Source organism: Exiguobacterium sp. s91, from assembly GCF_018618915.1.
GTDB classification, from domain to species: domain Bacteria; phylum Bacillota; class Bacilli; order Exiguobacteriales; family Exiguobacteriaceae; genus Exiguobacterium_A; species Exiguobacterium_A abrahamii.
In genome coordinates, this window is the sequence record NZ_JACSMZ010000002.1 from 139141 (window position 1) to 163797 (window position 24657).

A 24657-nucleotide genomic window follows, 5' to 3' on the forward strand; every position below is an offset into this window, starting at 1 on the left:
CTCCTTCCCGTTTCTTTGCATCAATTAAAATAAGGATTTGTAACTAATGCTGTGGCATCTGAATATTCCTGGAGTAGCCCGTTTTGTTTTAATTTTTGTCTCATTTTTTTCTCATTGCTTCTAAAGTGACTTAGATTGATTCCCTCTTTTGAATACAGTCCAGAAATTTTAGCGGCATCTTCCCCAATAATAATGCGGTATTTTAGGAATAATTCATTTAAGAAATCATCATATGGTAAATTATTCTGACCATTTAGAGTTGCATACACTAAAGCACTTAAGACATTATCATGTAATACATATCGAGCTTTAGATCCTTTTCCAGAAACAATAAACTGACCATCACGAGCTAAAGTTTTCATAATAGGGACTTGTGTTTTAGATAAATCCTCCATATAAAGTTCTATGATCCGTAATCTAAGTAACTTTTTAGCATTAGTAATATCTTTAGTCTCTAATGCCTCAATAAGTTTTTTCTTTTTTGTTGCTTGAAGACTATTAAAATTTAATTCATTAAAAAATCCAGAATAACCCTTCACTTTATCTTTTTCAGAGCCATCAAAATTATTTCTCCAAAAATAAATTTTTTCTTCTGCTTTATCTTCAGAAAATACTTCTTCTACTCGATCTTCCACAAACGTTTTATACGCTTCTCTTACTATAGTTTCGTGATTTCGGTAAGAATCTTGAGCTAAAAATTTAATTGATTTATTCTGACCTTCTAAACAATCAATGAAATAATTGCTCGTTTCACCAATAATTTGTTCTGATTGAAAAATCATATAGCGATGAAGTTGGAATGTTATGAGAGAAGTTAAAATATCAAACATTTCATAAATATCAATGGTTAGCATGAGCAATGCATTAAGTTCTTCTGCAAATTCTTTATACAGTGCTAAATCTGTATTTGGTAAAGTTGGATATTCACTACTTTCCCAACTAGTAATAACATTTGATAATTCTTTATCTTTAATTAGTGGTGCCGGCTGATCTCCAGTACTATACTCACTAAATGCTTCATTAATTTGATTAATAACAGCAATTACCCCACTAGAGCTAGATAGTAGAGTTTTCATGTTTTTCTCGATACTAATCCTTAATTCAGGATTATTTAAGGTTCCATAATGCAACATTAAAAAATACAATTCTCCACCACGAGCAAAAAAATTACGTTCATAATTAATGGTTAAATTTTTCGAATTACCTTTATCTCTATTTACACGAACTTCAGAAAAAAGCAATGACTCGTGAAGAGGGTACATCATTTGAGCGTACCAAGAGCGATCAACTGGTTTTCCCATCGGTGTCATTAGAGGAATAGTTAAATTTTTAAAGAACACTTGTAAATCTTCTAATTGCTTTTCACTTACTCCGAGTTTTTTTTGAATTACATCTTTTTTCTTTGCTTCGAAAATTGCAGTATGACCTTTTGCGCCCTCTTTCTCTCCTTCATAGACAAACTGGCGAAATTCAATCATTTTTCTTCGGTCATAATACTTCTTTTCTAGACTAAAACCTGTTCCAGCAAATACGTTTAAAAACTCTAAAGTATACTCTGGTCCGCGCTGTCCATCTTTAAAACGATGTCCCCATATTTCAGCACCAATCTTACTAGAAAATTTTGCACTTTCTTCTTGCATCTCTAACACCCTTTCAATAACTTTACTTAGATTTAAAAATCATCATCTTCAGGATCAATGTCTATATCAGTACCCCCATTTTCATTAATTTCAATTGTCTCTAATACAAATGCTCCTTGAATACGATCGAACTTCAAAATTTGTAAAATATTTTCATCTTGTTTTTTTAGTGAAATCAATCTATTTCGAAAACTATTAAGTAAAATCTCTACATGTTCTCTCAAAACGTTTAACATGCCTCCATTACTCAAACGCATTAGATATTCAAAAGTCACTAAATTAATAGCTAGTTCTACACCTTGTACACTCAAAGTTAATTTTGTACCTGTTTGATCTATTGTTTCATTTTTACCTTGGATATGAAATTCCACTTGATCTAGCCCAATAATTTGATGAACTAATAAACTATCTGAAGATACATACAGCTGATGAGAAGGAGAATACACCATTCTCTTTGCGAAGAATGTATTTAATCCATCAACAAGTTTAACCTTTATGCTATGTTCAATTCTTCCTCTATGAAGAATGCTTATAAAATCATACCGGTGACGATAAGGGATTAATTTTTCAACCTTTTTATTATCTTGAGACTCAAAGTAATACTTTCTTCGTAATCTAGGAAACCATTTATTCATTAATTCAACACCGTTCACATTATCACCATGTATATTTGAACGATACATTTTTACATCTTCATAATAAGCACCGTTCTCAACATCAATATCTTTACCAAACAAAGTGTGATGTGTGTCTTTTATTTGTTCGTTACTACTTAAGTCACCATTAAGTAAAAAGTCATCAATTAAAGAGTCTGAAATATATCCAGGATCTAATGATTTAAATTCTTGGATGCCACCAATTTCCTCAAAGACTTCTGGTCTAAGGTTGTTACCAAAAAAGTTTTCATAATACGATTTTTCCGCTAATGCTTGGATTGATTCACTATTAGAAGCCTCGTGTATATCTTTGCAAGCCATTCCGCCTGTTTGCGTATAGGCTAAGTGAATGAGTAGCTCTCGCATTGTCATATGCTTACCGTTCATATCTAAAGATTTATACATACGCATCATTCGATTTTTTGTTGTTTTGTCACTTAAAGCTAAATGATTGCTATTTATAATGCATATGTTTTTACTAGAACAATCATTACAAATATCCCAGTTTTGTTCTTCATTCCATCCTTCTACGATTTTTTCAGCATAAATCGACGATGATGCGTACAATAAGTTATATACTTTTATTTCTTTCGTCATTTCTAGTTCTTTATTGTTTGATATAAATTGAGGAATGACGACACTTTTTAATTTATTTAATTCAGGATATTTCACAAGAGTATGCGTTAATTTCCCCTCATTAGCTGCAATGAGAAAATATACCTTAGATTCATCGTTTTCTAGGGAATCTTGTAATTTTTTTAATTCTTCAACGATAACTTCATTTTTTAATTCCGATAAATCTTTTATTATTCGAATTCTATAGTTTTTATATGAAATCTCTGCTATACCTGATTCTGGCCATCCTTTAAACTCTTCTTCAACTAATTGATCATATACATTTCTACAAATTCTGGTTTTTCCATCTCCAGCATTACCTGTTATGATGATAGAGCGAGGAGATATTGAGAGCTCTTCGATAATTTTTTTGTTAATATTTGTATCAATGCTATACTCGATTTTCTTAGTATGTTCGTCAAAAATTTTCGAGTAGTCTGCTGTAGTTAAATCATACTGATGCATAAATGAAACAAAAGGATTAACCTGATTTTGCATTATAAATTCTCCTTAGTTCTCATGTTTATTTGTCACAACTTCCCTAATAAATTATATCATTTTTGGTTTTTTATTCATATTATATTGTTAATGATTATAATAAAAGTAATTTAAAGTTATATTTTTTTTTTACTTAGTAAGTACTTATTACCAAAAGAATGGAGAGAAATAAGATATGTCATTTTTAAAAATTGAAACATCTAACGCCCCTGCTGCGATCGGTCCTTACTCGCAAGGCTTTATCGCAAACGGAACACTCTATGCTTCCGGTCAAATCCCGATTGATCCGGCAACAGGTGAACTTGTACCAGGCGGGATCACGGAGCAGACGGAACAAGTCATGTGCAACGTCGATGCCATCCTGAAAGAAGCAGGACTGACACCTGACCGCGTCGTCAAGACGACATGCTACTTAACGAGCATGGAACACTTCGCTTCTTTTAATACGATTTACTCCGATTACTTCGCACCGCACGATCACTTCCCAGCTCGGTCTTGTATCGCTGTTAAGGAACTACCAAAAGGTGCTTTGGTCGAAGTTGAGATTTTAGGACTCGTTTGATTTGATCGCTACGCACTCGTTGCGTAGCGTTTTTTTATCGTAATCCCCAGCGTCCTGTTCCTTTTCCGGTCTCACTGTAAAAAAGGTCCTGCTCCCCCTGGTACAATTCACACTCACTCGCATGCAGGTAGATCAATTTTCGAATACGTGCCTCGAGTCCTGCTTCTGATGTAAACCGTGATAGATCCAAATGTTCTATTTTTCTGACGCGCTGGTAGATATCAATTAAGTCGAGTGGCGATTGTCGTTCTAGGATTCGTTGAATTACATCAAGTAACTGTTGGCTCTCATCCGTCATATCCTTCTAACTCCTTTTTCATCACTTTGTTTTGAATCGCATTCATCACCATTGGTATTTGTACGACCAGATTCAAGACGCTGACTCCAAGAACCAGTTGACTGGCTGTCAATGGCTTGAAGTATCCTTCGCCGTATCCTTCTCCTACACTAAGTGCGATCCCATACGAAATCGCAAACGAGACCATATTGCCGATGACGATGTATTTCGGTTTTCCACTCCGTGCAAGTGAATACGATAGAGCACCGAGTCCAAACAAAAATAAGGCGTATCCTAAAATCGAACCCTCTTTCCAATCAAGGTAAGGTCCAAGCCACGCAAACGGAATCAGATACAATAGTGCTCGTTTCATTGTTCATCCTCCCATTCTTCATCTTCTCGATTACTCCCGGCATCATAATAACCGTATAAAAGTTCCCGAATCATCCACCATCCAGGTGGATAGATATTTGATCCTGAAAGTTTCTCTGTACCATTTTCTGTCGTCACATGAATTTCCCAATCCGTGCCGTCACAAATCATAACGCCTTGAGGATACGGATAGTTTCGCCAAATTTCTGCATCGAACCGATCCGACCACATGTCGATTAAGTAGATGTCCTCTTCCGTCAGCTTTCTGAATAACGGATGGTCTTCTTCATCTAGAAAGAGAAGCCCCTTCGGATACCATGGACCTAGTAATCCTTCCTCATCTTCCGCACGAACCGTCCGACTTGCACGGTCCCACCAAAACGTCTGTCCTCTTCCCATACCGGACTCACGGAAATAAATGTGTTCGACTGTTTGCATCATGATCATCCTCTAAAATTGATATTTCCATTATAGCCCATTTATTATTTTTAACCTGTTACATTTTTTACTATGGTTATGCTGACTTCTGTTGCTGTGAAACATTTTTCTTCTTCTATCAGTAGATGTAGTGAAAGGAGATGTTTCACATGCATGTATCCATTCAACAAGCCGGTTATGACGTCGGTCAACCTGTCTTACAAGAGATTGCGTTTACCTTACACCCTGGATCCATCACCGGTTTGATCGGTACAAACGGTGCGGGAAAAAGTACGACAATTCAAGCGATGTTCGGTACGCTACCGTGGGTCGAAGGAGAGATCGATTTACCGGTCTCACTCGCCTATATTCCGGAACAGCCAACCTATTATGAATATTTGACGCTCGCCGAGCACCTTGAGCTGGTCGCTTCGCTCCACGAGACGGATCATGCCTATACAGAACAACTCTTAAAGACGTTTGAACTGCGTGCTGTCACAAGTGACTATGTATCTTCTTTCTCTAAAGGAATGAAACAGAAGGTGATGCTCGTCTGTGCTTTGATGCAACGCGCAGACTGCCTGATCATCGATGAACCGTTCGTTGGTCTTGACGCGGTCGCAACGATTCGGTTGTTACATTTACTCGAAGCAGAACGAACGCGTGGCGTGGCGATTCTGCTCGTCACCCATGTCCTTGATTCCGCAGAACGTCTGTGTGACGACTTTGTCTGGATTGATCAGGGGCGCATCAAACATCAAGGAACACTCGCTCAAATCGGTGAAGCCTCTGGTCAGCCTGGTGCCCGCTTATTCGACATCATGGAAGCGATGGTGCTCGAGCATGATTGAAACCTTTTTGAAGCAACGGATCCGTCGACGGCATGCGGAACAGCGTCGCTTCTTTCGAGAAATTTTTGATTGGACGATCTTGCTGTATCTCGTCGTTCCGGTCGGTCTGTTCATCATCTATGAAGCGATTCAAATCTTAAATGGTCAAGCGGACTGGGTTCAAACGGTTCCGGTCGCTTGGATTTTACTCGGATGGATTCTTTATGGATTCCTGCCCGCCTTTTACGCCTGGTTCGAACCAGCAGATCGCCTCTTCTTCAAACCGGTTCCTGGAGCAATCGTTCGAATGAAGTGGTATTCCGTTCGGTATCACTTCATGCGGATTTTTCTATTGACTGCCGGATTACATCTAATCTGTTTTCCCTTACATCGCATCCGGTTTGACCAGTCTAGTATCACAGTACTGCTGATTAGTCTTGCGCTCTCTTTGCTCCAACCGTTCTTTAGCTTTTGGACATACCGGCTATCTGGGCAACGGTTCTTGCGGAAATGGAGCGGTCATCTCGTCCTGGCAACCGGACGCATCACTCTGTTACTCCTGCTTTGGCTTCAACCGCACCCTGTCCTCTTCGTCGTCGCACTGTGTGTGGTGCTGTTCGGATTCCTTCATGTGCTGCACTGGTCACGACGTGAGGACGGATTAACGGAGGATATCCTGTTGTCAACGAAACGACAGTCGAGTTTATCGGCGACCGTCCTTGAATTGAACGGTGCCTTACCGAAGCCGTCTCACCGAAAGCGTCCGTTCCTTCATCTGCGATTATTCAAGCAGACGCACCAGCAACTCCCGCTGATCACGTATCTGCGGGATCCGAGTAAACGTCGTTTCTTACTCCAGCTGTTTGCTGCGATGAACTACGGTCTTCTAGTCTTACCATGGATCGGACGCGGTCTCGTTTTCGCTTTCGTTCTGTTTGTTCTCTTTCAAGAACGGAAACAACATCATACATGGTTCCGCAGACAATCATTCTACCAGCACATTTCCAATTGATTGATTTCTGCTATACTTTTTCTATTACATTGGTTGGAGGGATGACTTCATGCGTACTCATTTATTCTTATTCGGAGGCGGTCCTCCTTTTACACCGAACTTACGAACACGATTTACTACATTAACGAATGGTGGACCGGTCGCGATTCTATACGTTCCGCGGACCGGTAAGGACTGGACGAGCTACGCCTCGATTTATACGGAGCCATTAGAGGAAGATGGCATCTCGTCTTTCGTCTATCTGCCACTATCTGACGCACCAACGGACGAACAACTTGCACAATTGAAACAGTGTCAGGGCATCATCATCTCCGGTGGCGAGACCGAATTGTATCAGCAATACTTGGTCGCTACACCGATCGGTGACATCATCCAATCGCGTTTCGCAGATGGTGTTCCGGTCGCCGGCTTTTCAGCCGGTGCCCTCGTTTCGCCTGAAAGGTGTGTGATTCCAGAGATCGATCAACGCGACAATCAACGTCTTCGCTTGCCTGGTCTTGCCTTACTGAAAGACGCAGTCATTTGTGTCCATTACGAGACGTGGGGCGAAGCTGCCCATCTCGTGCAATCCTTTGCGGAAGAAAGCACAGACCGTGCCTTCGGACTAGCTGACGAGAGTGGGATCTATCTACGCGATCAGCACCTCGTCGAAACAGAAGGAATCGATCCCGTCATATTGTCGCGGAGTCCCGTCAAATGACAGCAATCGTTCCTGCCGTCAAAGGCATCATCATTCACGAGCAACGTCTCCTGATCGTCCGCCGGGCTGCTGCTGACTTCGGTGGCGGGACGTGGGAATGTCCGGGTGGCAAAATTGACTTCGGTGAATTGCCAGTCGACAGTCTTGTTCGCGAAATTAAAGAGGAAACACAATTGACTGTGACGCCGGAGCGTCTACTCTATGCCTCGAGCTTCCTGACGCATCCCAATCGGCAAATCATTTTGTTGATGTATGTCTGTTCGGCGAATCAAACGGACGTTCAGTTATCAGAAGAACACGACTCCTATCTCTGGGCGGACGAAGAAACGATCCGTCAGTTGATTGCACCGAATATTCTCGCTGATTTTGAACGCCATGATGTATTTTCGTTACTGCATCGCTAAACACAACTGCCCCGCCTGACCATTTGGTCGAACGGGGCAGTTTTTATTTACAGTAAGGGATCTCGGTAACAGACGACGCGATTTCGTCCGGTTTGTTTGGCTTCATACAATGCTAAGTCCGCTTTCTGGACGGTCTCAAATACGGTTGATGCCTGATCAGATGAAGCAGCACCTAGCGATAACATGACATGAAAGACGGGATACTCCTTATAAACGAAGTGTTGATCGGCGCAGGCAGAACGAATCCGCTCCCCCAGTCGTTCCGCTTGTCGGAGTGGTACGTCCGGCAACAGTAAGACAAACTCTTCACCACCGTACCGACCGACGACGCCCTGTTCTGGACAATACGATTGCAACAGGTGACTGAGTTGCCGTAAGACGACGTCGCCCCCTTCATGACCGTATGTATCGTTGATTGATTTAAAATGATCGAGATCAAGAATGAGGACGGAAAAGACCGTTCCGTTCTGAGCGTACTCGGCTAACGTCTCATCCAGTTTTCGGCGGTTTCCCAGTTGTGTCAGTCCATCCGTTAAAGCCAGTTCTTGTTGCGTATGCACGAACAAAAAATGCTTCCTTAGTTCTTGTAGGAAACGATAGGTGACGTAACCACCAATCATGATGACGATGATATAGACGAGCGCAATCTCTAAAAACCGCTCGAATGTGTTCGTTAATAAATAGAGCGCCGGTAAGCTGTATGCGATACCTGTTCCAAGCAATACGAGATAATCCTTCATTCGCTGAGCAGCAAATCGGCGATAAATCGTCGCTGTCACGAGTAACGCGACACAGATCAAGGTCGTCAGGATCAGCCCCTCGTATTCGCCAGCCGGTGTCACCGCAAATCGGGCACCGATGATGAACAGCATCGTGATGCTACCGCTGACTAACCCTCCGTAAAAGTACGCCGTAACAAGTGCAACGAGACGCAAATCAATCTTTGCGACGTCATAGGAGATACTGTTGAAAATCAACAGCGCACCAATCAAACCCGCGATACAACCGATTGCGAGTCGGACTTGTAAGGAGGAGTTGGGTGAGATCCGCTCGATTCGTCGTAGCGGTAAAAAGGCGAACAGCAATGTCGCAATCAATAGGGAAAAGTTCAACAACAATGAATTGAGCAACGTAAGCACGACGACATCCTCCTCATTCCATTTCAGATGTTTACTCTATTCCCGTCAGATTACACATTCCCCTCTTTTTCCAAGGTTTTCAAACAAGAAGAGAGGGAATCAAACAAATATGTCTATCGTCTACATCATTAAGGGGGAATCTTTCATGGATCGTCAAGCTGAAAAACGAAAAAGTAAGATGCCGTTCTTCATCATTCTCGTCATCGCCATCTTCGTCATCGTTGCTGCTGCGTTGATCATTTACGTCACATCTGAACCAAAAGAAGAGACACAAGCACTTATGACACATCTTGCGACTGTCCTTCCGATTTACGTGAATTAGATTCACAAGACCTTTACACAAGCCGTACAACACCTTAATACATGTTGCTTCATCTCCTTCCGATAGGTACACGGGAGGAGATGTTTTTTATGCTTATGAAAAAACGATTACTGGCACAACAATTAAATGGATGGTTGATTCCGATCGTCGCCATCGGACTGATCGTGATCAGCGGTCTAAGCGTCTACGCTTCCTATCAACAATCCGTCGCAGCAACCGAGGAACGGCTGATGCGTGAATTAACGATGTTCGATGCGAATGTCCGGGCAACGTTTCTGGCGTACCCGGATGACGCAGCAGACCGCTCACGTGCCATTAAACGATTGCAACAGCAACAGCGAACCGACTTATCACGTGACGACTACACGGTTCGCTTCCAAAGCCTGAACACGAGTGAGGCGTTCCGACCGTTGACACTCGAACCAACCAAACGAAAACAACTACTGCAGCACTTAAAAAATGCGCGTACATATGCCTTTTCGCATCAAGATCAGTTTCTAGTAGCGATGACGATTCCAGAACTCGATGACGTCATCTTGTTGACAACCGATCGTGATAAATTAATCGCCCCTGCTCGAGATTTAGCTTGGACACTCGTCTGGGTGAGCGTAGTCACACTTGTCAGCATCAGCCTGTTGATCCGCTGGCGGATTCAACGCCAACTGGCACCGTTATCGAAACTCGCCTTACAGATTGAAGAAGCGCATGCGAAGCGATCGTATCGTCCATTAACGCTCAAGACGACGACCTTTGAGTTACAACAGCTGACGTTTCAATACAATCAGTTGATGCAACAAATTAATGACTTAACGACGGAGATGCAACAAGCCAGTCAGGAACTTGAATCCGTCCAGCCCCACTTCTCTTCGCGCTTATCCGCAATGGATCAATCGGTCCAAGCCGTCGATGAAGTCGCCGGTTCTTTACTTGCGCAATCGACGCAGATGGATCAGACGATCGTCGCTTCAACACGTTTGACTGCCCAAGGACACGATGCGTTAAGCGAAATGCAAACGACACTTCTGAACAGTCAACATGCCGTAACCCGTTTTCAACAGACTGTTCAGACGAATCACACGACACTCGAGACCTTACAAGAGGAAAGCCAGTTGTTGAAGGAACAATCCACGACGACAGAGCAGATTTTGCAACAGACCTCACATCTACAGCAGCAGATGGAAACCTCGATTTCGCATATCCAGCGCGTTGCTGAAGAGACACGCCGTTTGTCGCTGAACGCGCTGATTGAGGCAACCCGTGCCGGAGAAGCTGGTCGCGGCTTCACGGTCGTCGCTAAGGAAGTCGAAAAACTAGCGATCGATATTAGGACGAGTACGGACCATATTCGGCAGGTCAATCAGATGTGGACGGCGGGGCTCGATCAAGTCGAACAAGCACTCTCGCAAATGACGGAACGTTTTCTTTCGACGTCGCAACAGCTCGAGACGGCAACGGAGCATTTGCAACAAATGTTGACCGAAGCGACGACGATTGAGACGACACTGGGTACCGTGGAACACCAACGACAGATCGTCGCAGATGTTCAGTCGAACATGCAGGAACATCTACAGTCGGTTCAACAGTTGATGTCGGAACTCTCGTCCTACAGCCAGGTGCTCGGGGAACAGATGCAACACCACGTCATTCAGCAAACAGAATTGAAGACACATAGTGCTGTACTCGAGTCGCGGATCAGTTCGTTGCAACAAACTATAAAAAATTAATTTTTTACATTTTTCCTAGTATTAATCTTTAAATTACAATATTTACTTATCATTTAATATGAAATAAAATGTTTTTTGGTAGGTAATTTTATATTTAAGGGGTTAATGAATCAATGGAAGAAAAGAAAAAGAAAAAAGGCGGCTGTTGTGGCTGTGGTTGTCTCATCTTCATTATTTTAATTTTCTTAGGCGCTTGTGGCGCTATTTTTGGAGAAGATGACTCTGACGATAAAGACAATAATACAAAGAGTCATCAATCTACTAAAGACTTGGACTCTGATGATCATAAAAATAACACTGAAGAAAAAAATGATGCTAAAGCTAAGGAAGAAGCTGATGCTAAAGCTAAGACAGAAGCTGACGCTAAAGCTAAAGCAGAAGCTGACGCTAAAGCTAAAGCAGAAGCTGACGCTAAAGCTAAAGCAGAAGCTGACGCTAAAGCCAAGGCAGAAGCTGACGCTAAAGCTAAGGCAGAAGCTGACGCTAAAGCTAAGGCAGAAGCTGACACTAAAGCCAAGGCAGAAGCTGACGCTAAAGCTAAGGCAGAAGCTGACGCTAAAGCTAAGGCAGAAGCTGACACTAAAGCTAAGACTTGCTTAAATATTCGGGGTAATATCTCTAGTTCAGGTGAGAAAATATATCACCTTCCTAATCAAAGGTTTTATAGTAAAACGGACCCTGAACAAGTTTTTTGTACAGAAGGTGCAGCTGTAAGTGCTGGATATCGCAAATCAAAAATCTAACTAAAAGTACCGGATATCTCATTTGATATCCGGTACTTTTAGTTAGCTAATAAATTTCGCTTCCTTCTTATCGATGATGTTGCGAATCCGGTTCTCCGTCACCTGATACTGCTCTGCCAATTGACGGGTTGTTTTCCCTTTTTCGTACTGCGCGCGAATCGTTCGAATCTGAAAAGGTGACAGCGTCACACGTTGATCTAACAAGAGATCAAACTCACCAAGTAGTTCCGTATACTGCTGATCGATCGAAGGCAGAACCTCTAAGTTCGACAACTGATCGTCAGCCCGTTTGCCGTTGCGCCGGACGAGTCGCGCTTCCGTGACATCCGCCGTCAGAAAAGCTTGTGCGACGAGTAGACCGACCTGCACCCGCTCTCCTCGACCACGTTGGTAGAGCGTGACTTTGCGGTATCCTTCCCGATTGAGCCGTGGACGGAGCAAGACACCTTTTCGGCGTTGCTGGACACCGCGACACGTCACGATCGTCCGGTCAAGCGACCTTACGCGACCAAGTGATGAGACTTCATATATACCTACATAGCCAATGACGGCTTTCCATTGTTCTTGCATGGTTGTCCTCCTTCAGACAAGGACACGACGGGACTTCATACTTGAATTATATCAAATTACGAACAAACGTTCTAGTGATGTCACTCGTCGGAATATGCTATTCTTAGCAGAAAAAGGAAATGAGGTTCGTCCATGAAATTTGTCTTGTTACTTGGTCCGCAAGCGGTCGGAAAGATGACGATCGGTCAGGAAATCGAACGGTTGACGGAGATGAAAGTTTTCCATAACCACCAGACAATCGATCTGTTATTGCCTTATTTTGATTTCTCTGAACCTGCACACCATCGCCTAAAAGATACGATCCGCCGCGAGATGTTCAAGGAAATGGCGAACAGCTCGCTCGAAGGCGTCCTGTTTACGTTCCTCTGTCTATTCGGCGTCGAAGGCGGTGGTCTTGAGTTCATCGAAGAGACAGTCGAATTATTCGAACAAGCAGGTGCTGACGTCTATATCGTGGAACTGGATGCGCCGGTCGCAACCCGTCTGCACCGAAACACGACCGAAAACCGATTGACGCACAAAGTGACGAAGCGTGACCTTGCCGCTTCTGAACAAGACTTACGCGAGACGGCGGATGGATACCGGACACGTTCGCTGCCAGGTGAACTACCGGACGTCAACTACCTCTTCCTTGATACGGAACAATTAAGCGCACGTGAAAGTGCAGAAGCGATTTGCGACCATTTCAACTGGTCCAAAACAACGGTCTAATCACAAACAAGCCCCGTCCTGCTCAAGCAGGCGGGGCTTTAATGATAGAGTTTGCGTTCATATCGATTCGCCTGCAACTGAAATCCGTTCCGACGCCAGACCGCCGCACTGCCCGCTTCGCCGTAAACACGCGTCAGTAATAACGTCCGCGCGAGATACGCCAAAATCGACGTCAACGCTTCTGTGATGTATCCGTGCTGATCGTCCTCATCCGTCGTTGTATAACGTAAGTTTCCGGTCGATCCATTCCATATGAAGGTAATCGTTCCGACGATTGTGTTCTGACGTAACGCATGCAGCGTCCACTTGCAACCCGATTCGTCATCCGTTACTTCGACAAACAGGCGTGACGTCGTAAAATCCGGATGTCGTCCTTTCATTCAGCTCCACTCCTCGACCTCAAACGTTGCTGTCGCGTAAGCCTCTCCATTAACCAAAATCGTCAATGTATGTGTCCCGGGATAATGGACACGCGTCGTCATGTTCCGAAATGATTGGCGTCGTTCGACTTGTAGGACACCTTTAACTTCCCGCTCCCGCAGTTGAAACACCTTCCGACTCGTTCCGCGTTGTTTGACGTAATCGATCGCGTATTCAAGACGCAGACGTTGCTCGACGGAACTGTTTACTTGAAACGAAAACTGTAACTCTTGACCAATCATCACTGGTGAGACGACCAAGTCCGTCACCTCGACCTCACCTTGCGTGACGTGTCCGAACAACTGCAATACTTCTTGATTTCCGCGCTTCAGTAACGTCCGGGAAGCGTGACGTAAAATCCAGTCCGTGCTCGGATCTGTTCCTAAGTGACGTTCGATTCGCTCAATTAGATATTCCGGGTGTGTCTTTGAAATATCGTTCAAGTGATTGGCGACACTTTTTCGGACGTAAAGTGACGGATCCTGTAATAAGGCGTCAAGAATCGGTAACGCTGGACGCGGGTCAGCAATCAGACGTGGGATCGCTTGCCCCCATGGTAAACGCGGTCGTGTCCCTTCAGACGCTAAGCGCCGGACATGTTCATCGTCTGATCTTGTCCATTTGAATGCCTGCTCGAGGAAACGTTCCTGATCAGCAAGTAGAAAACGGCGAACGGCGAACTCTGACGTCGAATGCGGCGTCAACTTGGCGAGTGTCTCTATCGCAAGCGTCCAGTCGGCGAGTGTTGCTGTCCGTTCGACATACTCCGGAAAGACGATTCCCGGTAGACCGGTAAACTGCGGTGCGAGTCGTTCCAGTTCCGCAATCGAGTCCGGAAACGATGGCAAGATCGTCTCTAGTGTCTCCGCCACACGGCGGACACGTTGTTTAAACGCGAGTTCATTCCAGTCTCCCTGTTCGACTCGTATTCGAAAATCCGGTACGTCGACCGCTTCTCCTAAGCGGTCGAGCCAACTCGGTGAAAACACATCTTTAATCAAACTCATCCTTCATCCAGTCCCCTCTGTGTGTGCTCCAGTTTGAGCAATGTTTCCTTGCGTGCGAGTCCACCCGCGTATCCACCTAAATCTCCATTCGTTCGAATGACCCGATGGCACGGGATGACGATTGCCAGTTGGTTCGCTCCATTCGCTCGTGCGACGGCACGAACAGCGGTCGGTTGACCGATCCGGATCGCCAGCTCTTGGTACGAGATCGTCTCTCCACTCGGAATCCGCTCGAGTTCTTCCCAGACGCGGCGTTGAAAGGGTGTTCCGTACCGCATCAGTGGCGTCTGAAACGATACCGGCTCTCCTTTGAAGTACCGACGGAGCTCCGCTTCGATCTGTCCAAAGACCGGTGACTCCCCGGGAACGATGACAGCGCGCGCTTTTTGACGTAATTGTTCGATTTCCCGTTCCAGTCCGCGTCGGTCGACGAACTCGAGCAGATGTAAGAGTTGATCGTCGGCAATCGCCAGCATCGAACCGAGTGGCGTGTCGAGCCATTTGGCGCGTAAGACCTGTCCGTCAAAGCGCGACGGTGCCTGTCCGAGAATCCGTGCCGACGCCTCACGAAACCCACTACTCGATTCATAACCTCCTGCTAACTGCCCTTCGATGATCGGCTTACCGGTTCGGATCTCCTTCATCGCCAGACCCATCCGTCGTGCTCGGGCATACGCGACGAACGTCATCCCGAAGCGTTTCTTGAACTGGCGACGTGCCGTTGATTCATCCAGACCAAGTGCTCGAAAATCGGCTTCCTTGAACCGTTTGTCCGGTTCTGCCTCGACCGCTTCGATCAAGCGTTGAATCGTACCATGATCTCCGGGATAAGCAAGCGGATGACAACGACGGCACGGTCGATAAGAGGCAAGTAATGCCTCTTGCGCCGTTTCAAAAAACTCACAGTTCTCCGCTTTCGGTTTTCGTGCCGGACACGTCGGACGGCAAAAGATGCCGGTCGTCTTGACGCCGACGAAAAACGTCCCTTCGTACGTCGCGTCCCGGCGAACGAGCGCTTCATAATACGTGTGATGTTCCATCGCCTTCCCCTCCTTTGTCCTTAGTATACCGGCTTGTCCGGTCATCATGTCGCCGAAAATCAGGCATTGATATGTTTAAGATTCACTTAAGAAACATCGTCCTGTTTTCGAAAGGGACGACGTGCATACTACATGATATACTCAACGGAAAGTAGGGTTTTCATGTTTGATTTCTTAAAAGAAGCACTTCACGCACCACTCCGTGTCGGAGCCGTTGCACCAAGCAGTCCACGTCTGGCCGAGATGATGGCACGACGCGCCGTCGCCGATCGTCCGCGCCAGATTCTTGAAGTCGGAGCGGGTGACGGTGCGATTACCAAATCCTTACTGGCCGCTCGTTCACCAGAAACACATCTCTTGATTTGTGAACGGAGCGAAACGTTCCGCCCGGCACTCGAACAATTACTGGCTCAGGAAACGAATGTCACTCTCTTCATTGGTGACGTTCAAGGATTATCCGATTCATGGAGCGGACAGATCGACATCATCGTCAGTGGTCTCCCGTTCGCCTCGTTCCCGGCAGCGTTGCGGCATGACTTATTGGCACAATTCCAAACGTTACTACGACCAGGCGGTCACTTCATCGCCTTTCAATACACCCGGTTCCAGTTCAAGATGTTCCGAGATTATTTTCAAGAACACAGTTATTCGCACACGCTCTACAATCTGCCCCCCGCTTACGTCTTCGAGGGGGTGCAACAGGAGGAATTTACACATGCCCACGCTCTTGATCGTTGATGATGAAGCAGACATCCGTCAATTGCTTCGACTCTATTTAACCAATGAAGGGTACGAGATCCTCGAAGCCGAAAATGGTGAGGAAGCGTTAGCGACTCTTGCAACGCGTCCGGTTGATGCGATGTTACTCGACGTGATGATGCCCGTTCGCGATGGCTTCTCGACCGTTCAAGCGGTGCGTGCTGCCGGTCACACGTTACCCGTCTTGATGCTGACGGCGAAACGCGAAGACATGGATAAAATTCAAGGTTTGACCTTCGGGGCGGACGATTACATCGGTAAACCGTTCAATCCGCTTGAAGTCGTCGCCCGCGTCAAGGCGCTGTTACGCCGCGTCAGTCAGTATCATGTCCCGACTACTGCTTCAGCGATTCAGGTCGGTCCGTTCACACTCAAAGAAGACGAACGCGTCATCTTTAAATACGATGTACCGCTCGCCCTGACACGCCGTGAATTTGATTGCCTGGCGCTCTTTTTGAGTCACCCCCGTCGTGTCTTCTCGGCTGAAGACCTGTATGAACGGGTTTGGCAGGAGGAAGCACTTGGTTCCGCGTCGAACGCTGTCATGGTCCTGATCCATAAGCTCCGCGACAAGATTGAGGATGTCCCGAAAGAACCGCGCCACCTCCAGACGGTCTGGGGCGTTGGTTATAAGGTTGAGCCATGAGACGGATCAAACTAACTGTTTGGATGCTTGTCTTGTTGCTGCTCGCGGCTTTCTTGAGCACAGCGCTTGCCTGGTTATTTGCCAGTCAGTTGCCGATTGGTACAAAGACACTTCCTCGTTATTACTACACGACAGAGCAAGAAGTCGTTCAAGATGTGAAGCGTGATATCGCCCGCTACGAAAATGGACAGTCGCCGATTGGTCCTTATGAATGGGCTATCTACGATGCGGATAATCGTCGAATCGATGCTTCTGATAAGTACCCGGAAGATTTAACACCAAGTCGGTTGCTCGCTGCTCAAACCCCCACCGAAAGGGACCCGTCCGATACCGGAAAGATTCGGACTCTTCATCATATCGAAGCGATTGATTTATCAGAGAACGAACCCGGATATTTTTTAACTGTACAATCAGAAAAGCCTAAACTGAATGAATATCAGATTGGGAATTCAAGTACTTTTTTCCTCCTACAATTGACGCTGTTCATCCTCTTTTTACTACTCTTGACGCGTTGGATTGCCGGATTGTTCCGGGAACTCGAGCGACGGCTTGAACGATTGACGGTCGAACCAGCGCCAACAGCACCGTTACCTCCAGTCAAAGGACCGAAGGAATTCAAATTGTTCGCCCAATCGATCGAACGAATCGAACAGGAACTCCGGACGTTACGGATTCGTGATCAGGAACGGTTCGTTCAGCAGTTGCGATTAATCACCAGTCTATCGCACGACCTACGGACTCCGTTGACCTCAATCCAAGGCTTCATCCAGTGGCTGACCGAAAAACACGAGACGTTATCCGCGACGGAACGGACGGAGCTTCTAGCGATCATCACCCGACAGTCAGAAACTCTCGCTTCCCGGATCGACGAATTGTTCACGCTCGCTAAATTATCGAATACCGATTATCCAGTCGAACGAAGATCGCTTGATCTCGTCACACTGACGGAACAAGTTCTGGAGCTGTTTCCCGGCATCGATGGCGTCATCGATGGTCCACCTCACATGACATTGTTCGCCGATCCGATGCTCTTACGGCGCTTGCTTGAGAATTTGATTCGCAATGCAACACTTCACGGGACGGGAGATCTTCAAATTACAATCAAAGAAGAAACAGAAGGCGTCCAGCTGATCTGTTCGAATGCGATTGAATCGACTTATACGCTAGAGGAACTAAACGAATGGCTGACGCCGTTCGGGACGTCCGATGCTTCCCGCTCGTCTGGTGGCTCTGGCATCGGTCTGTCGATTGTTCAACAAATCATGGCACGTCATGCGGGTAGTGTCGCATTGACTTCACAAGACAACCGCTTCATCGTGACCTGTCGTTTTCCACATGTTTCATAAGCCTGCATCCGATGTGCGCATCGGGTGCTTTTTTGGTCAGGTTGTTACTTCTTAGACACTTCTTTGAAAATGGAATTCGATACACTAAAGACTGTTAGAAATTAGTTGTCGTTTTAAAGGAGTTGTTCGTGTCTTATGAAATCCTCGTCTCGTTCGATTACATATATGCCAGGGCTTGATGGCTTACGTGCCTTCGCCGTCCTATCTGTCATTCTCTACCATCTGTCTATTTCATTCTTCTCCGGTGGTTTCCTCGGTGTTGATCTCTTTTTCGTCCTATCCGGTTATTTGATTACCGGTCTCTTGTTACGCGAGTGGCAGACGACCGGACGCCTCGATTTGAAACGGTTTTGGATTCATCGCTTCCGTCGCCTGTTCCCAGCCTTATTCGTCATGCTGTTACTCGTTCTCGGGTACGTAACCATCTTTGAACGCGAACTGTTGTATACGGTTCGCCAAGATAGTGCCTTTGCGCTCATTTACGGGACGAACTGGTGGTATATCTTCCATGACGTCTCCTATTTCGAGTCGTTCGGTAAGCCATCACCGATTCAAAACCTTTGGTCGCTCGCAATCGAGGAGCAGTTCTACCTGCTATTCCCAATCTTACTTTGGTTCGGAATGAAAAATCGTCGCTTGTTCCTGCAATTGATCGGCGTTGCGATCGGTGCATCCGTGCTTGCGATGGCGATTCAGTTCACACCTGGTGAAGATCCAAGTCGTGTCTACTACGGCACGGATACTCGGTTATTCGCCTTGTTGATCGGCAGTCTGCTCGCTTTCGCGTGGCAGCCGACCCGCTTTAAGCTCGATATCCCAAAACGTGGTGTCCGGTTACTGAATCAAACAGGTGCCGTTACTTTACCGCTCTTGCTCATGCTGATGATCGTCACAAGTGAGTTCGGAAGCTTCTTATACCGGGGTGGCTTTTTCCTCGTCTCGCTTCTTGCTGCGTTATTGATTGCTACGATCGCCCACCCGGCGTCGATCTGGAGTCGGTGGTTTGCACATCCAGCACTCGTTGCGATCGGCAAACGATCGTACGGTCTGTATCTCTGGCATTTTCCCGTCATCACGTTGATGACACCGGTCGAGCAGATCGGAACGTTCTCGTTGCTTCGGACCGTATTGATCGTCGTCGTGCTTGTCGCCTTGACCGAAGTATCGTATCGCTTCATCGAACGTCCGATTCGTCAACTCGGACTGTCCGGTTACTTAAAACGTCTATCGTTACATCCGCGGCAGTTACGTCAGTTTTCAACGATGCAGTGGACGAGTGTTGCCGTGTTGACGATTCTTATCGTCAGCTTCATCGGTAACTTATCGATTCTTGCTGTCTCCGATACGCCGAAGCCAGAACCTGCTTTCGAGAAGATAGCGGCGCCAAAAGAAAAACCGAAACCGGTCCTCAAACCGACGACACCGAAAGCAACACACGATCAGCGAAAAATCTGCCGACCGACGCTTGCAATCGGAGATTCGGTCCTGCTCGGTGTTGAAGATTATCTCGGCAGTACACTCAAGCAACTAACAATTGATGCAAAACTCGGTCGTCAGCTGCGAGAAGCGATTCCGCTGAGTGAGCAGTATGCGGCGTACAATCAGCACGGACGCCAAGTCATTCTCCACCTCGGAACGAACGGGAGCTTCCGTAAGGATCAATTGAATAGTTTGCTCGATCAATTCGCAAATGCCGATCACGTCTATCTGGTCACTGCACGCGTCCCGCGTCCGTGGGAAACAGAAGTCAATCAGATGTTACGGGAGGCATCGAAGCGGAAGCGTGTCGAACTGATCGACTGGCATGCCGTTGCCGTCAAACATCCATCTTACTTCGAAGCAGATGGTGTCCATTTGAATATTAAGGGCGCACGTGCCTATTCGAAGATTCTTGCAAAAGCGACGAATTGTGCTGTTTCAACGAAATAAGACCACGTCAAACAAGGTAGCGGAACGATCCGCTACCTTGTTTTTTTGTACTCACCCTGTCGCTAGCAGCCCAAGATAGATCAAACTGACGCTGAATAAACTCAGCAAGACACCCACTGCATGCCGACGATATCCGAGTAAAAGCAATGGTAGCGTGGCAATGCCAATCATCAAGACCCACCTGTCCCCTGATGGACCACTGACCGGCAGTTGCCCTAGCGTCGGTTGTTCCAGACGACTGAGTGAAGCGCTCGCCATGAACAGCAATACTAAAATGATACTCTCCATCCGGAGTAGTGGACGCGGATCGTACGTTGAGTCAAAACGCAACCGACGCCTTACGAGCGTTCCATTACAGAATGCGTAGAACAAAAGTGGTAGCAGCAGGAGGTGCTTCAGCAACAACGCTTGACCATATGGTACACCCCAGAGATTCGTATAGCGTTCAAGTGGAATCGCCAGTTGCATCAGTAACAGACCCGACAGGATGACACCCGTAAAGGCGATCCGGGCAAACGGACTGAACCAACTTAAAAAGGCAGACCAATGAGCGGTCGAGCGGGCACCGATGGCTATCCAAAACACGACACCGATCCATGCCGTCACACATAAGAAGTGACTAAATTGAAGCGTCCACCCGAGCGCACCGTATTTGGCCGCCGCATGACTCGTTCCTGCGATACCAATCCATAACGGGATCGTCAAGAGTGCGAGCAGGATGGACCGTTGCTTTTGCCATGCGAATACGATCAACAGGAGTAAAGCAGAGAAGTAAACGACAAGAAACATCCGACCGATATGCAACTCCAGTAACCCCGTTCGTAGAGCTTCTGTCATCGTTTGCGTCGAAAGTAGAAAACGAACGGCACCAAAGACCGGGATGCTCGTTCCAAGAACGAGCATCCCGAGTCCCGCTACCGCCCACGACGTACCGTCCATTAATGGCGGTTTCCGTTTCCTTGGGATGAAGCATAATACCAAATAGCCCATCCAAAGCGCTCCACCCATGTAGACGAGTAGTTCTCCTAGAAACGCACTCATGTCGTGCGACGACGTAACAAGAGAAGGATGACGATACTGATTAACAGTCCCCCGACGATCCATGGGAGCAGTGTCGGAACGAGTCCTTTTGAAACTGGCTCCGCTTCAGGAACGACTGCTGCTTTTGTTTCCATCGGCTCAGCCTTTTCTACGGTGCTTGTTTCAGCTTTTGCCTCACCTAGTACCGTAAAACGAATCGTTCCTTTAACGGGATGACCATCATCTGAAATCGATGCCCACTTGATCGTGTATTTTCCTTCCGTTAAAGGCTCTGAGACGACAGCACTCAGTTCATTTCCGATGATGAGCGGTTTTGCGAGAGACTGTTCGACGCCATTCGCGTCTACTACACGTAAGGTGCTTGTTTTTTCAACAGCCTCACTGAACGTCAAGCGGATCCGATCGACGGGTTCAGATAATGCCGATCCCTCTGCCGGATTCGAGCTTTTTAAACTCGTATGTGCTTCGACCGATATGGGCAACAGACAAACGAGGAATAGGAGTACAAATCGGATGATGCGCATGTCGTTTACCTCCTTTCTGCTTGATGTGTACAAGAAAACCCGCTGTTGCCAGCGGGTCGTCCTTTATTGTTGCGGGCGACGACGGAGTGCGAAGAATCCAAGGATCGATGCTGCTGCGATACCAAGCAATGACCAGACGATACCTGTCGTCGATGCTTCTTCTTGCATACCACCGAGACCTGTGTTTGGCATTCCAGGCGCACCTTTGAATTTATCTGGGAACTGATCGACGATTGCTGTCGCAGTTCCTTCCCCTACGCCGTACATATGCGCGTACGCTTCGCGAATTGCTGGGTACGTTTTGTCGTAATCTTTTTCATTGTAGCTATTGAAGGCAAGTAAGAGTTGGTCAATGTGAACCTTCAATCCTTCTTCCAAATCTTTCGCTTTTAAACGTCCTTCTGTTGCTGCATCAAGGAATGCTGCCTGTTCGACACGGTACTCATCGAGTTCCTTCACAGCCATGTCGCGTGCTTGATCATCTTTCGCACCTGTTGCTTTGACATAGTCAACGAAGTAGCCGATGTGGCTCGACCAAATCTTCTTGAATTGTTGCGCTGCTTCACTACCATAAACAGAGCCAATCGAAGCTGTCAGGTCATCCGTATTTTGATTCAAGGCACCAGCCGCAGCGTCAAAGTCTTTTGCTCCGTCAATTCCTTTTTGCATCGCGAGCACTGCAAGCGCCGCGTGTTCAGAGAAGTTTCGGTTCAGTCCGGCACGAAGATCAGCTGCTGGTGTATCAACTTTCGTATTTTTGAATTTATCTGGGTACTGATCGACGATCGCACCAGATAACCCTTCTCCCACCATATACATATGCTCGATTGCTTTACGTAGATTACTGTAGGCAGCATCATAATCACCAGCAACGTAGCTATCAAACGATGTTAACAGTTGCGTGATATGGACTTTTAGTCCTGCTTCGAGATCCGCTGCCTTCAGACGTCCTTCCGTTGCTTTATCGAGGAACGCAGCCTGTTCGACACGATACTCATCAAGCTCTTTCAATGCTTTTTGTTTCGCGTCTTCGTCCTTGGCACCAGTTGCTTTGACGTAATCGACGAAGTAACCGATATGGCTCGCCCAGATTTCTTTGAAGGCAGCGCCTGCTTCTTCCCCGTAGACGGAACCAACAGCTGCCGATAAATCATCCGTGTTTTGATTCAAGGCACCGGCTGCCTGCTCAAAATCTTCTTTACCATCAATTCCTTTTTGCATCGCAACGACTGCGAGATACGCGTGTTCAGATAGAATTTGATCGAGTGTCGCTCGTAAATCCGATGCTGGAGATGAGACATCGAGGGAGACTTTTCCTGAACTGTGAGACATCTTACTATGGTCCTCATGACCATGTGCACTAACACCTGCTGCTGGAATCAACAATGCGGCACTAAGCGGAACAGCGAGATACGACTTTTTCATCTTCATCTTATGAACACCCCTTTGATTTTTTGGACTTCACATAGATAACGTAAGGAGTTCACGAATGGTTTTATCTTTTTACATTTTTTATTTAAAATATTTTTTCTAACGAAATAAACTTATGCAGCACTTTCATTATTTTTTAGTTTTTATTTACTCATTTCGCGAAACAGCCAACTTATTTTCTAATCATTTCATTAGAATCTTCTTATAACCTCATCTTTTATCTTTTATAGAACAGGAGTGGACTTATGAAACGGATTGTCATTGGCGCAGTACTTGCTTCGCTCGTCGTCTCGCAAGCAGTTGGACCTGTCGAAGCAAAAAGTAAAGCGAAGAAGAAACCTGTCGTGCAAGTCGATCGAGACAAAAATGGGATTCCAGATGCTTGGCAAAAACAATATCATTTGGGATATGGAAAACAAGTCGCAACAAAAGATCACGATCGCGACGGTTTGATGAATGTACAAGAGTATCAACTTCGTCTCAACCCCACTAAATCGGATTCGGACCGCGACGGAATCAAGGATGGGAAAGAGGATTCGGACCGCGACTTACTTACGAATCAACAAGAATACACAGCGCATCTAAATCCATTGAAGAAGGATTCCGATCAAGATGGTATTTCTGATGATAAAGAAGACCAAGATCAGGATCGATTGACGACACGAGAAGAATTCATCGTGGGTACGCAGCCACTGAAAAATGATTCAGATCGTGACGGCATCAAAGATAACGAAGAGGACCGCGATCAAGATACGCTTCTGAATGAAGACGAATTCGAACTTGGTTCTGATCCAACCAAAGCAGACAGCGATCATGACGGGACTCGAGATGATCAGGAAGATACGGATCACGACGGGGTTCAGAATAATCAAGAACTCAAACGGATCATGATCAAAGTGACGGATACGAATAAGAAAAAGTTCGAGTGGCGTTACAGTAATGAACATCAACGGAAAGAATTGCGCTTTAAAGACGAGATCGGTATTACTGACGTTGCGACGTTAAAAGATCGTCTTCTCGTCACACCATCGATGACGGAAGAAGAATTATTAACGTTAGTCGCACAGGCACTTCAATTGCCAAACATCAAAACGTTACACGTCCAGATCAAGTTCTATAATGGACAGGAACTCGAATCAGAAGATGAGCACTCGGATGACGATGATTCTTCGGATGACTCAGAAGATGATGATCAAGATGATGATCAAGATGATGATTCAGACGATCATGGAGACGATGACGGGGATGATCACGGAGATCATGGTGATGACGATTAATCGTCTATACGAAAAATGAGAGGACGGAATAGTATTCCGCCCTCT

Annotated in this window: 27 protein-coding genes; 14 read left to right on the top strand and 13 right to left on the bottom strand. The window is 46.0% G+C overall.

All coding sequences use genetic code 11. The features are described from left to right. Positions 1-20 precede the first annotated feature (20 nt). Both KNQ06_RS12135 and KNQ06_RS12140 read right to left on the bottom strand, forming a co-directional pair. Complete coding sequence (locus tag KNQ06_RS12135; RefSeq protein ID WP_215148416.1) at positions 21-1640, bottom strand: hypothetical protein; 1620 nt, start codon at positions 1638-1640, stop codon at positions 21-23. A 32-nt stretch (positions 1641-1672) separates the two neighbouring features. Beyond that, the gene (locus tag KNQ06_RS12140; protein WP_215148418.1) at positions 1673-3409 is read right to left on the bottom strand and encodes a hypothetical protein; all 1737 of its coding nucleotides are present in this window, start codon (positions 3407-3409) and stop codon (positions 1673-1675) included. A 175-nt stretch (positions 3410-3584) separates the two neighbouring features. Between KNQ06_RS12140 and KNQ06_RS12145 the strand changes: the two genes are divergently transcribed. Further along, positions 3585-3971 carry a RidA family protein gene (locus KNQ06_RS12145; protein WP_215148419.1) on the top strand — a complete coding sequence of 129 codons (387 nt, stop codon included), beginning with the start codon at positions 3585-3587 and terminating at the stop codon, positions 3969-3971. A 34-nt stretch (positions 3972-4005) separates the two neighbouring features. Here KNQ06_RS12145 and KNQ06_RS12150 read toward each other — a convergent pair whose 3' ends face one another. From KNQ06_RS12150 to KNQ06_RS12160, 3 genes are read right to left on the bottom strand one after another with little or no spacing between them, the layout of a single operon-like run. Then, a complete protein-coding gene (locus KNQ06_RS12150; protein WP_215148421.1) occupies positions 4006-4269 on the bottom strand; it encodes a hypothetical protein in 264 nt (87 codons plus the stop codon). After that, a complete protein-coding gene (locus tag KNQ06_RS12155) occupies positions 4259-4621 on the bottom strand; it encodes a hypothetical protein (protein ID WP_215148423.1) in 363 nt (120 codons plus the stop codon). The genes KNQ06_RS12150 and KNQ06_RS12155 overlap by 11 nt, the downstream gene beginning before the upstream one ends. Further along, entirely contained in the window at positions 4618-5061 is a 444-nt protein-coding gene (locus tag KNQ06_RS12160) for a hypothetical protein (RefSeq protein ID WP_215148425.1), read from the bottom strand. The genes KNQ06_RS12155 and KNQ06_RS12160 overlap by 4 nt, the downstream gene beginning before the upstream one ends. A 146-nt stretch (positions 5062-5207) precedes the next feature. Between KNQ06_RS12160 and KNQ06_RS12165 the strand changes: the two genes are divergently transcribed. From KNQ06_RS12165 to KNQ06_RS12180, 4 genes are read left to right on the top strand one after another with little or no spacing between them, the layout of a single operon-like run. Then, positions 5208-5888 carry an ABC transporter ATP-binding protein gene (locus KNQ06_RS12165; RefSeq protein ID WP_215148427.1) on the top strand — a complete coding sequence of 227 codons (681 nt, stop codon included), beginning with the start codon at positions 5208-5210 and terminating at the stop codon, positions 5886-5888. Continuing rightward, positions 5881-6879 (top strand): ABC transporter permease, encoded by a 999-nt coding sequence (locus KNQ06_RS12170; protein WP_215148429.1) that lies wholly within the window; start codon positions 5881-5883, stop codon positions 6877-6879. Before KNQ06_RS12165 ends, KNQ06_RS12170 begins: the two co-directional genes overlap by 8 nt. 49 nt (positions 6880-6928) lie before the next feature. Further along, positions 6929-7579, top strand: coding sequence for a Type 1 glutamine amidotransferase-like domain-containing protein (locus KNQ06_RS12175; RefSeq protein WP_215148430.1), 651 nt, complete (start codon positions 6929-6931; stop codon positions 7577-7579). After that, positions 7576-7983 carry an NUDIX hydrolase gene (locus tag KNQ06_RS12180; RefSeq protein WP_215085001.1) on the top strand — a complete coding sequence of 136 codons (408 nt, stop codon included), beginning with the start codon at positions 7576-7578 and terminating at the stop codon, positions 7981-7983. Before KNQ06_RS12175 ends, KNQ06_RS12180 begins: the two co-directional genes overlap by 4 nt. Before the next feature lie 47 nt (positions 7984-8030). On the opposite strand, the gene KNQ06_RS12185 is transcribed toward KNQ06_RS12180, so the two are convergent. Then, positions 8031-9122 (bottom strand): GGDEF domain-containing protein, encoded by a 1092-nt coding sequence (locus KNQ06_RS12185; RefSeq protein ID WP_215148432.1) that lies wholly within the window; start codon positions 9120-9122, stop codon positions 8031-8033. Positions 9123-9267: 145 nt separating this feature from the next. Between KNQ06_RS12185 and KNQ06_RS12190 the strand changes: the two genes are divergently transcribed. From KNQ06_RS12190 to KNQ06_RS12200, 3 genes are all read left to right on the top strand, one after another. Next, positions 9268-9444 (top strand): hypothetical protein, encoded by a 177-nt coding sequence (locus KNQ06_RS12190; RefSeq protein WP_023466867.1) that lies wholly within the window; start codon positions 9268-9270, stop codon positions 9442-9444. Between the two features lie 89 nt (positions 9445-9533). Beyond that, a complete protein-coding gene (locus KNQ06_RS12195; protein ID WP_215148435.1) occupies positions 9534-11168 on the top strand; it encodes a methyl-accepting chemotaxis protein in 1635 nt (544 codons plus the stop codon). Between the two features lie 113 nt (positions 11169-11281). Continuing rightward, positions 11282-11911, top strand: coding sequence for a sunset domain-containing protein (locus KNQ06_RS12200; RefSeq protein WP_215148437.1), 630 nt, complete (start codon positions 11282-11284; stop codon positions 11909-11911). 42 nt (positions 11912-11953) lie between these two features. Here KNQ06_RS12200 and KNQ06_RS12205 read toward each other — a convergent pair whose 3' ends face one another. Further along, a complete protein-coding gene (locus tag KNQ06_RS12205; RefSeq protein WP_215148439.1) occupies positions 11954-12481 on the bottom strand; it encodes an NUMOD4 domain-containing protein in 528 nt (175 codons plus the stop codon). A 132-nt stretch (positions 12482-12613) separates the two neighbouring features. Here KNQ06_RS12205 and KNQ06_RS12210 point away from each other — a divergent pair, with 132 nt between their 5' ends. Continuing rightward, a complete protein-coding gene (locus KNQ06_RS12210) occupies positions 12614-13192 on the top strand; it encodes an AAA family ATPase (RefSeq protein WP_174315936.1) in 579 nt (192 codons plus the stop codon). Between the two features lie 38 nt (positions 13193-13230). Here the strand turns inward: KNQ06_RS12210 and KNQ06_RS12215 are convergent, their stop codons facing one another. Genes KNQ06_RS12215 through KNQ06_RS12225 form a run of 3 tightly spaced genes read right to left on the bottom strand, consistent with a single transcriptional unit; the run spans position 13231 to position 15659 of the window. Further along, positions 13231-13572, bottom strand: coding sequence for a GNAT family N-acetyltransferase (locus KNQ06_RS12215; protein ID WP_215148441.1), 342 nt, complete (start codon positions 13570-13572; stop codon positions 13231-13233). After that, positions 13573-14619, bottom strand: a complete 1047-nt coding sequence (locus KNQ06_RS12220) for a DNA alkylation repair protein (protein WP_215148443.1) — start codon at positions 14617-14619, stop codon at positions 13573-13575. Further along, the gene (locus tag KNQ06_RS12225; protein ID WP_215148445.1) at positions 14616-15659 is read right to left on the bottom strand and encodes a bifunctional transcriptional activator/DNA repair enzyme AdaA; all 1044 of its coding nucleotides are present in this window, start codon (positions 15657-15659) and stop codon (positions 14616-14618) included. The genes KNQ06_RS12220 and KNQ06_RS12225 overlap by 4 nt, the downstream gene beginning before the upstream one ends. Positions 15660-15821: 162 nt before the next feature. Here KNQ06_RS12225 and KNQ06_RS12230 point away from each other — a divergent pair, with 162 nt between their 5' ends. The 4 genes from KNQ06_RS12230 (at position 15822) to KNQ06_RS12245 (ending at position 20339) form a co-directional block, all read left to right on the top strand. Continuing rightward, positions 15822-16397, top strand: coding sequence for a class I SAM-dependent methyltransferase (locus KNQ06_RS12230; protein ID WP_215148447.1), 576 nt, complete (start codon positions 15822-15824; stop codon positions 16395-16397). Beyond that, positions 16375-17064: a response regulator transcription factor gene (locus KNQ06_RS12235; protein ID WP_215148449.1), complete on the top strand. Its 690-nt coding sequence runs from the start codon at positions 16375-16377 to the stop codon at positions 17062-17064. Before KNQ06_RS12230 ends, KNQ06_RS12235 begins: the two co-directional genes overlap by 23 nt. Further along, complete coding sequence (locus tag KNQ06_RS12240) at positions 17061-18410, top strand: sensor histidine kinase (protein ID WP_215148451.1); 1350 nt, start codon at positions 17061-17063, stop codon at positions 18408-18410. The genes KNQ06_RS12235 and KNQ06_RS12240 overlap by 4 nt, the downstream gene beginning before the upstream one ends. 135 nt (positions 18411-18545) lie before the next feature. Further along, positions 18546-20339 carry an acyltransferase family protein gene (locus tag KNQ06_RS12245; protein ID WP_215148453.1) on the top strand — a complete coding sequence of 598 codons (1794 nt, stop codon included), beginning with the start codon at positions 18546-18548 and terminating at the stop codon, positions 20337-20339. Between the two features lie 51 nt (positions 20340-20390). Here the strand turns inward: KNQ06_RS12245 and KNQ06_RS12250 are convergent, their stop codons facing one another. The 3 genes from KNQ06_RS12250 to KNQ06_RS12260 all read right to left on the bottom strand — a co-directional run bounded on the left by KNQ06_RS12250 (position 20391) and on the right by KNQ06_RS12260 (position 23335). Beyond that, positions 20391-21380, bottom strand: a complete 990-nt coding sequence (locus tag KNQ06_RS12250; protein WP_215148455.1) for a copper resistance D family protein — start codon at positions 21378-21380, stop codon at positions 20391-20393. Continuing rightward, entirely contained in the window at positions 21377-21904 is a 528-nt protein-coding gene (locus KNQ06_RS12255; protein WP_064300536.1) for a copper resistance CopC family protein, read from the bottom strand. The genes KNQ06_RS12250 and KNQ06_RS12255 overlap by 4 nt, the downstream gene beginning before the upstream one ends. 63 nt (positions 21905-21967) lie before the next feature. Beyond that, positions 21968-23335, bottom strand: coding sequence for a hypothetical protein (locus tag KNQ06_RS12260; RefSeq protein WP_050676874.1), 1368 nt, complete (start codon positions 23333-23335; stop codon positions 21968-21970). 245 nt (positions 23336-23580) lie between these two features. Between KNQ06_RS12260 and KNQ06_RS12265 the strand changes: the two genes are divergently transcribed. Beyond that, a complete protein-coding gene (locus KNQ06_RS12265; protein WP_215148457.1) occupies positions 23581-24612 on the top strand; it encodes an MSCRAMM family adhesin SdrC in 1032 nt (343 codons plus the stop codon). Positions 24613-24657: the final 45 nt, after the last annotated feature.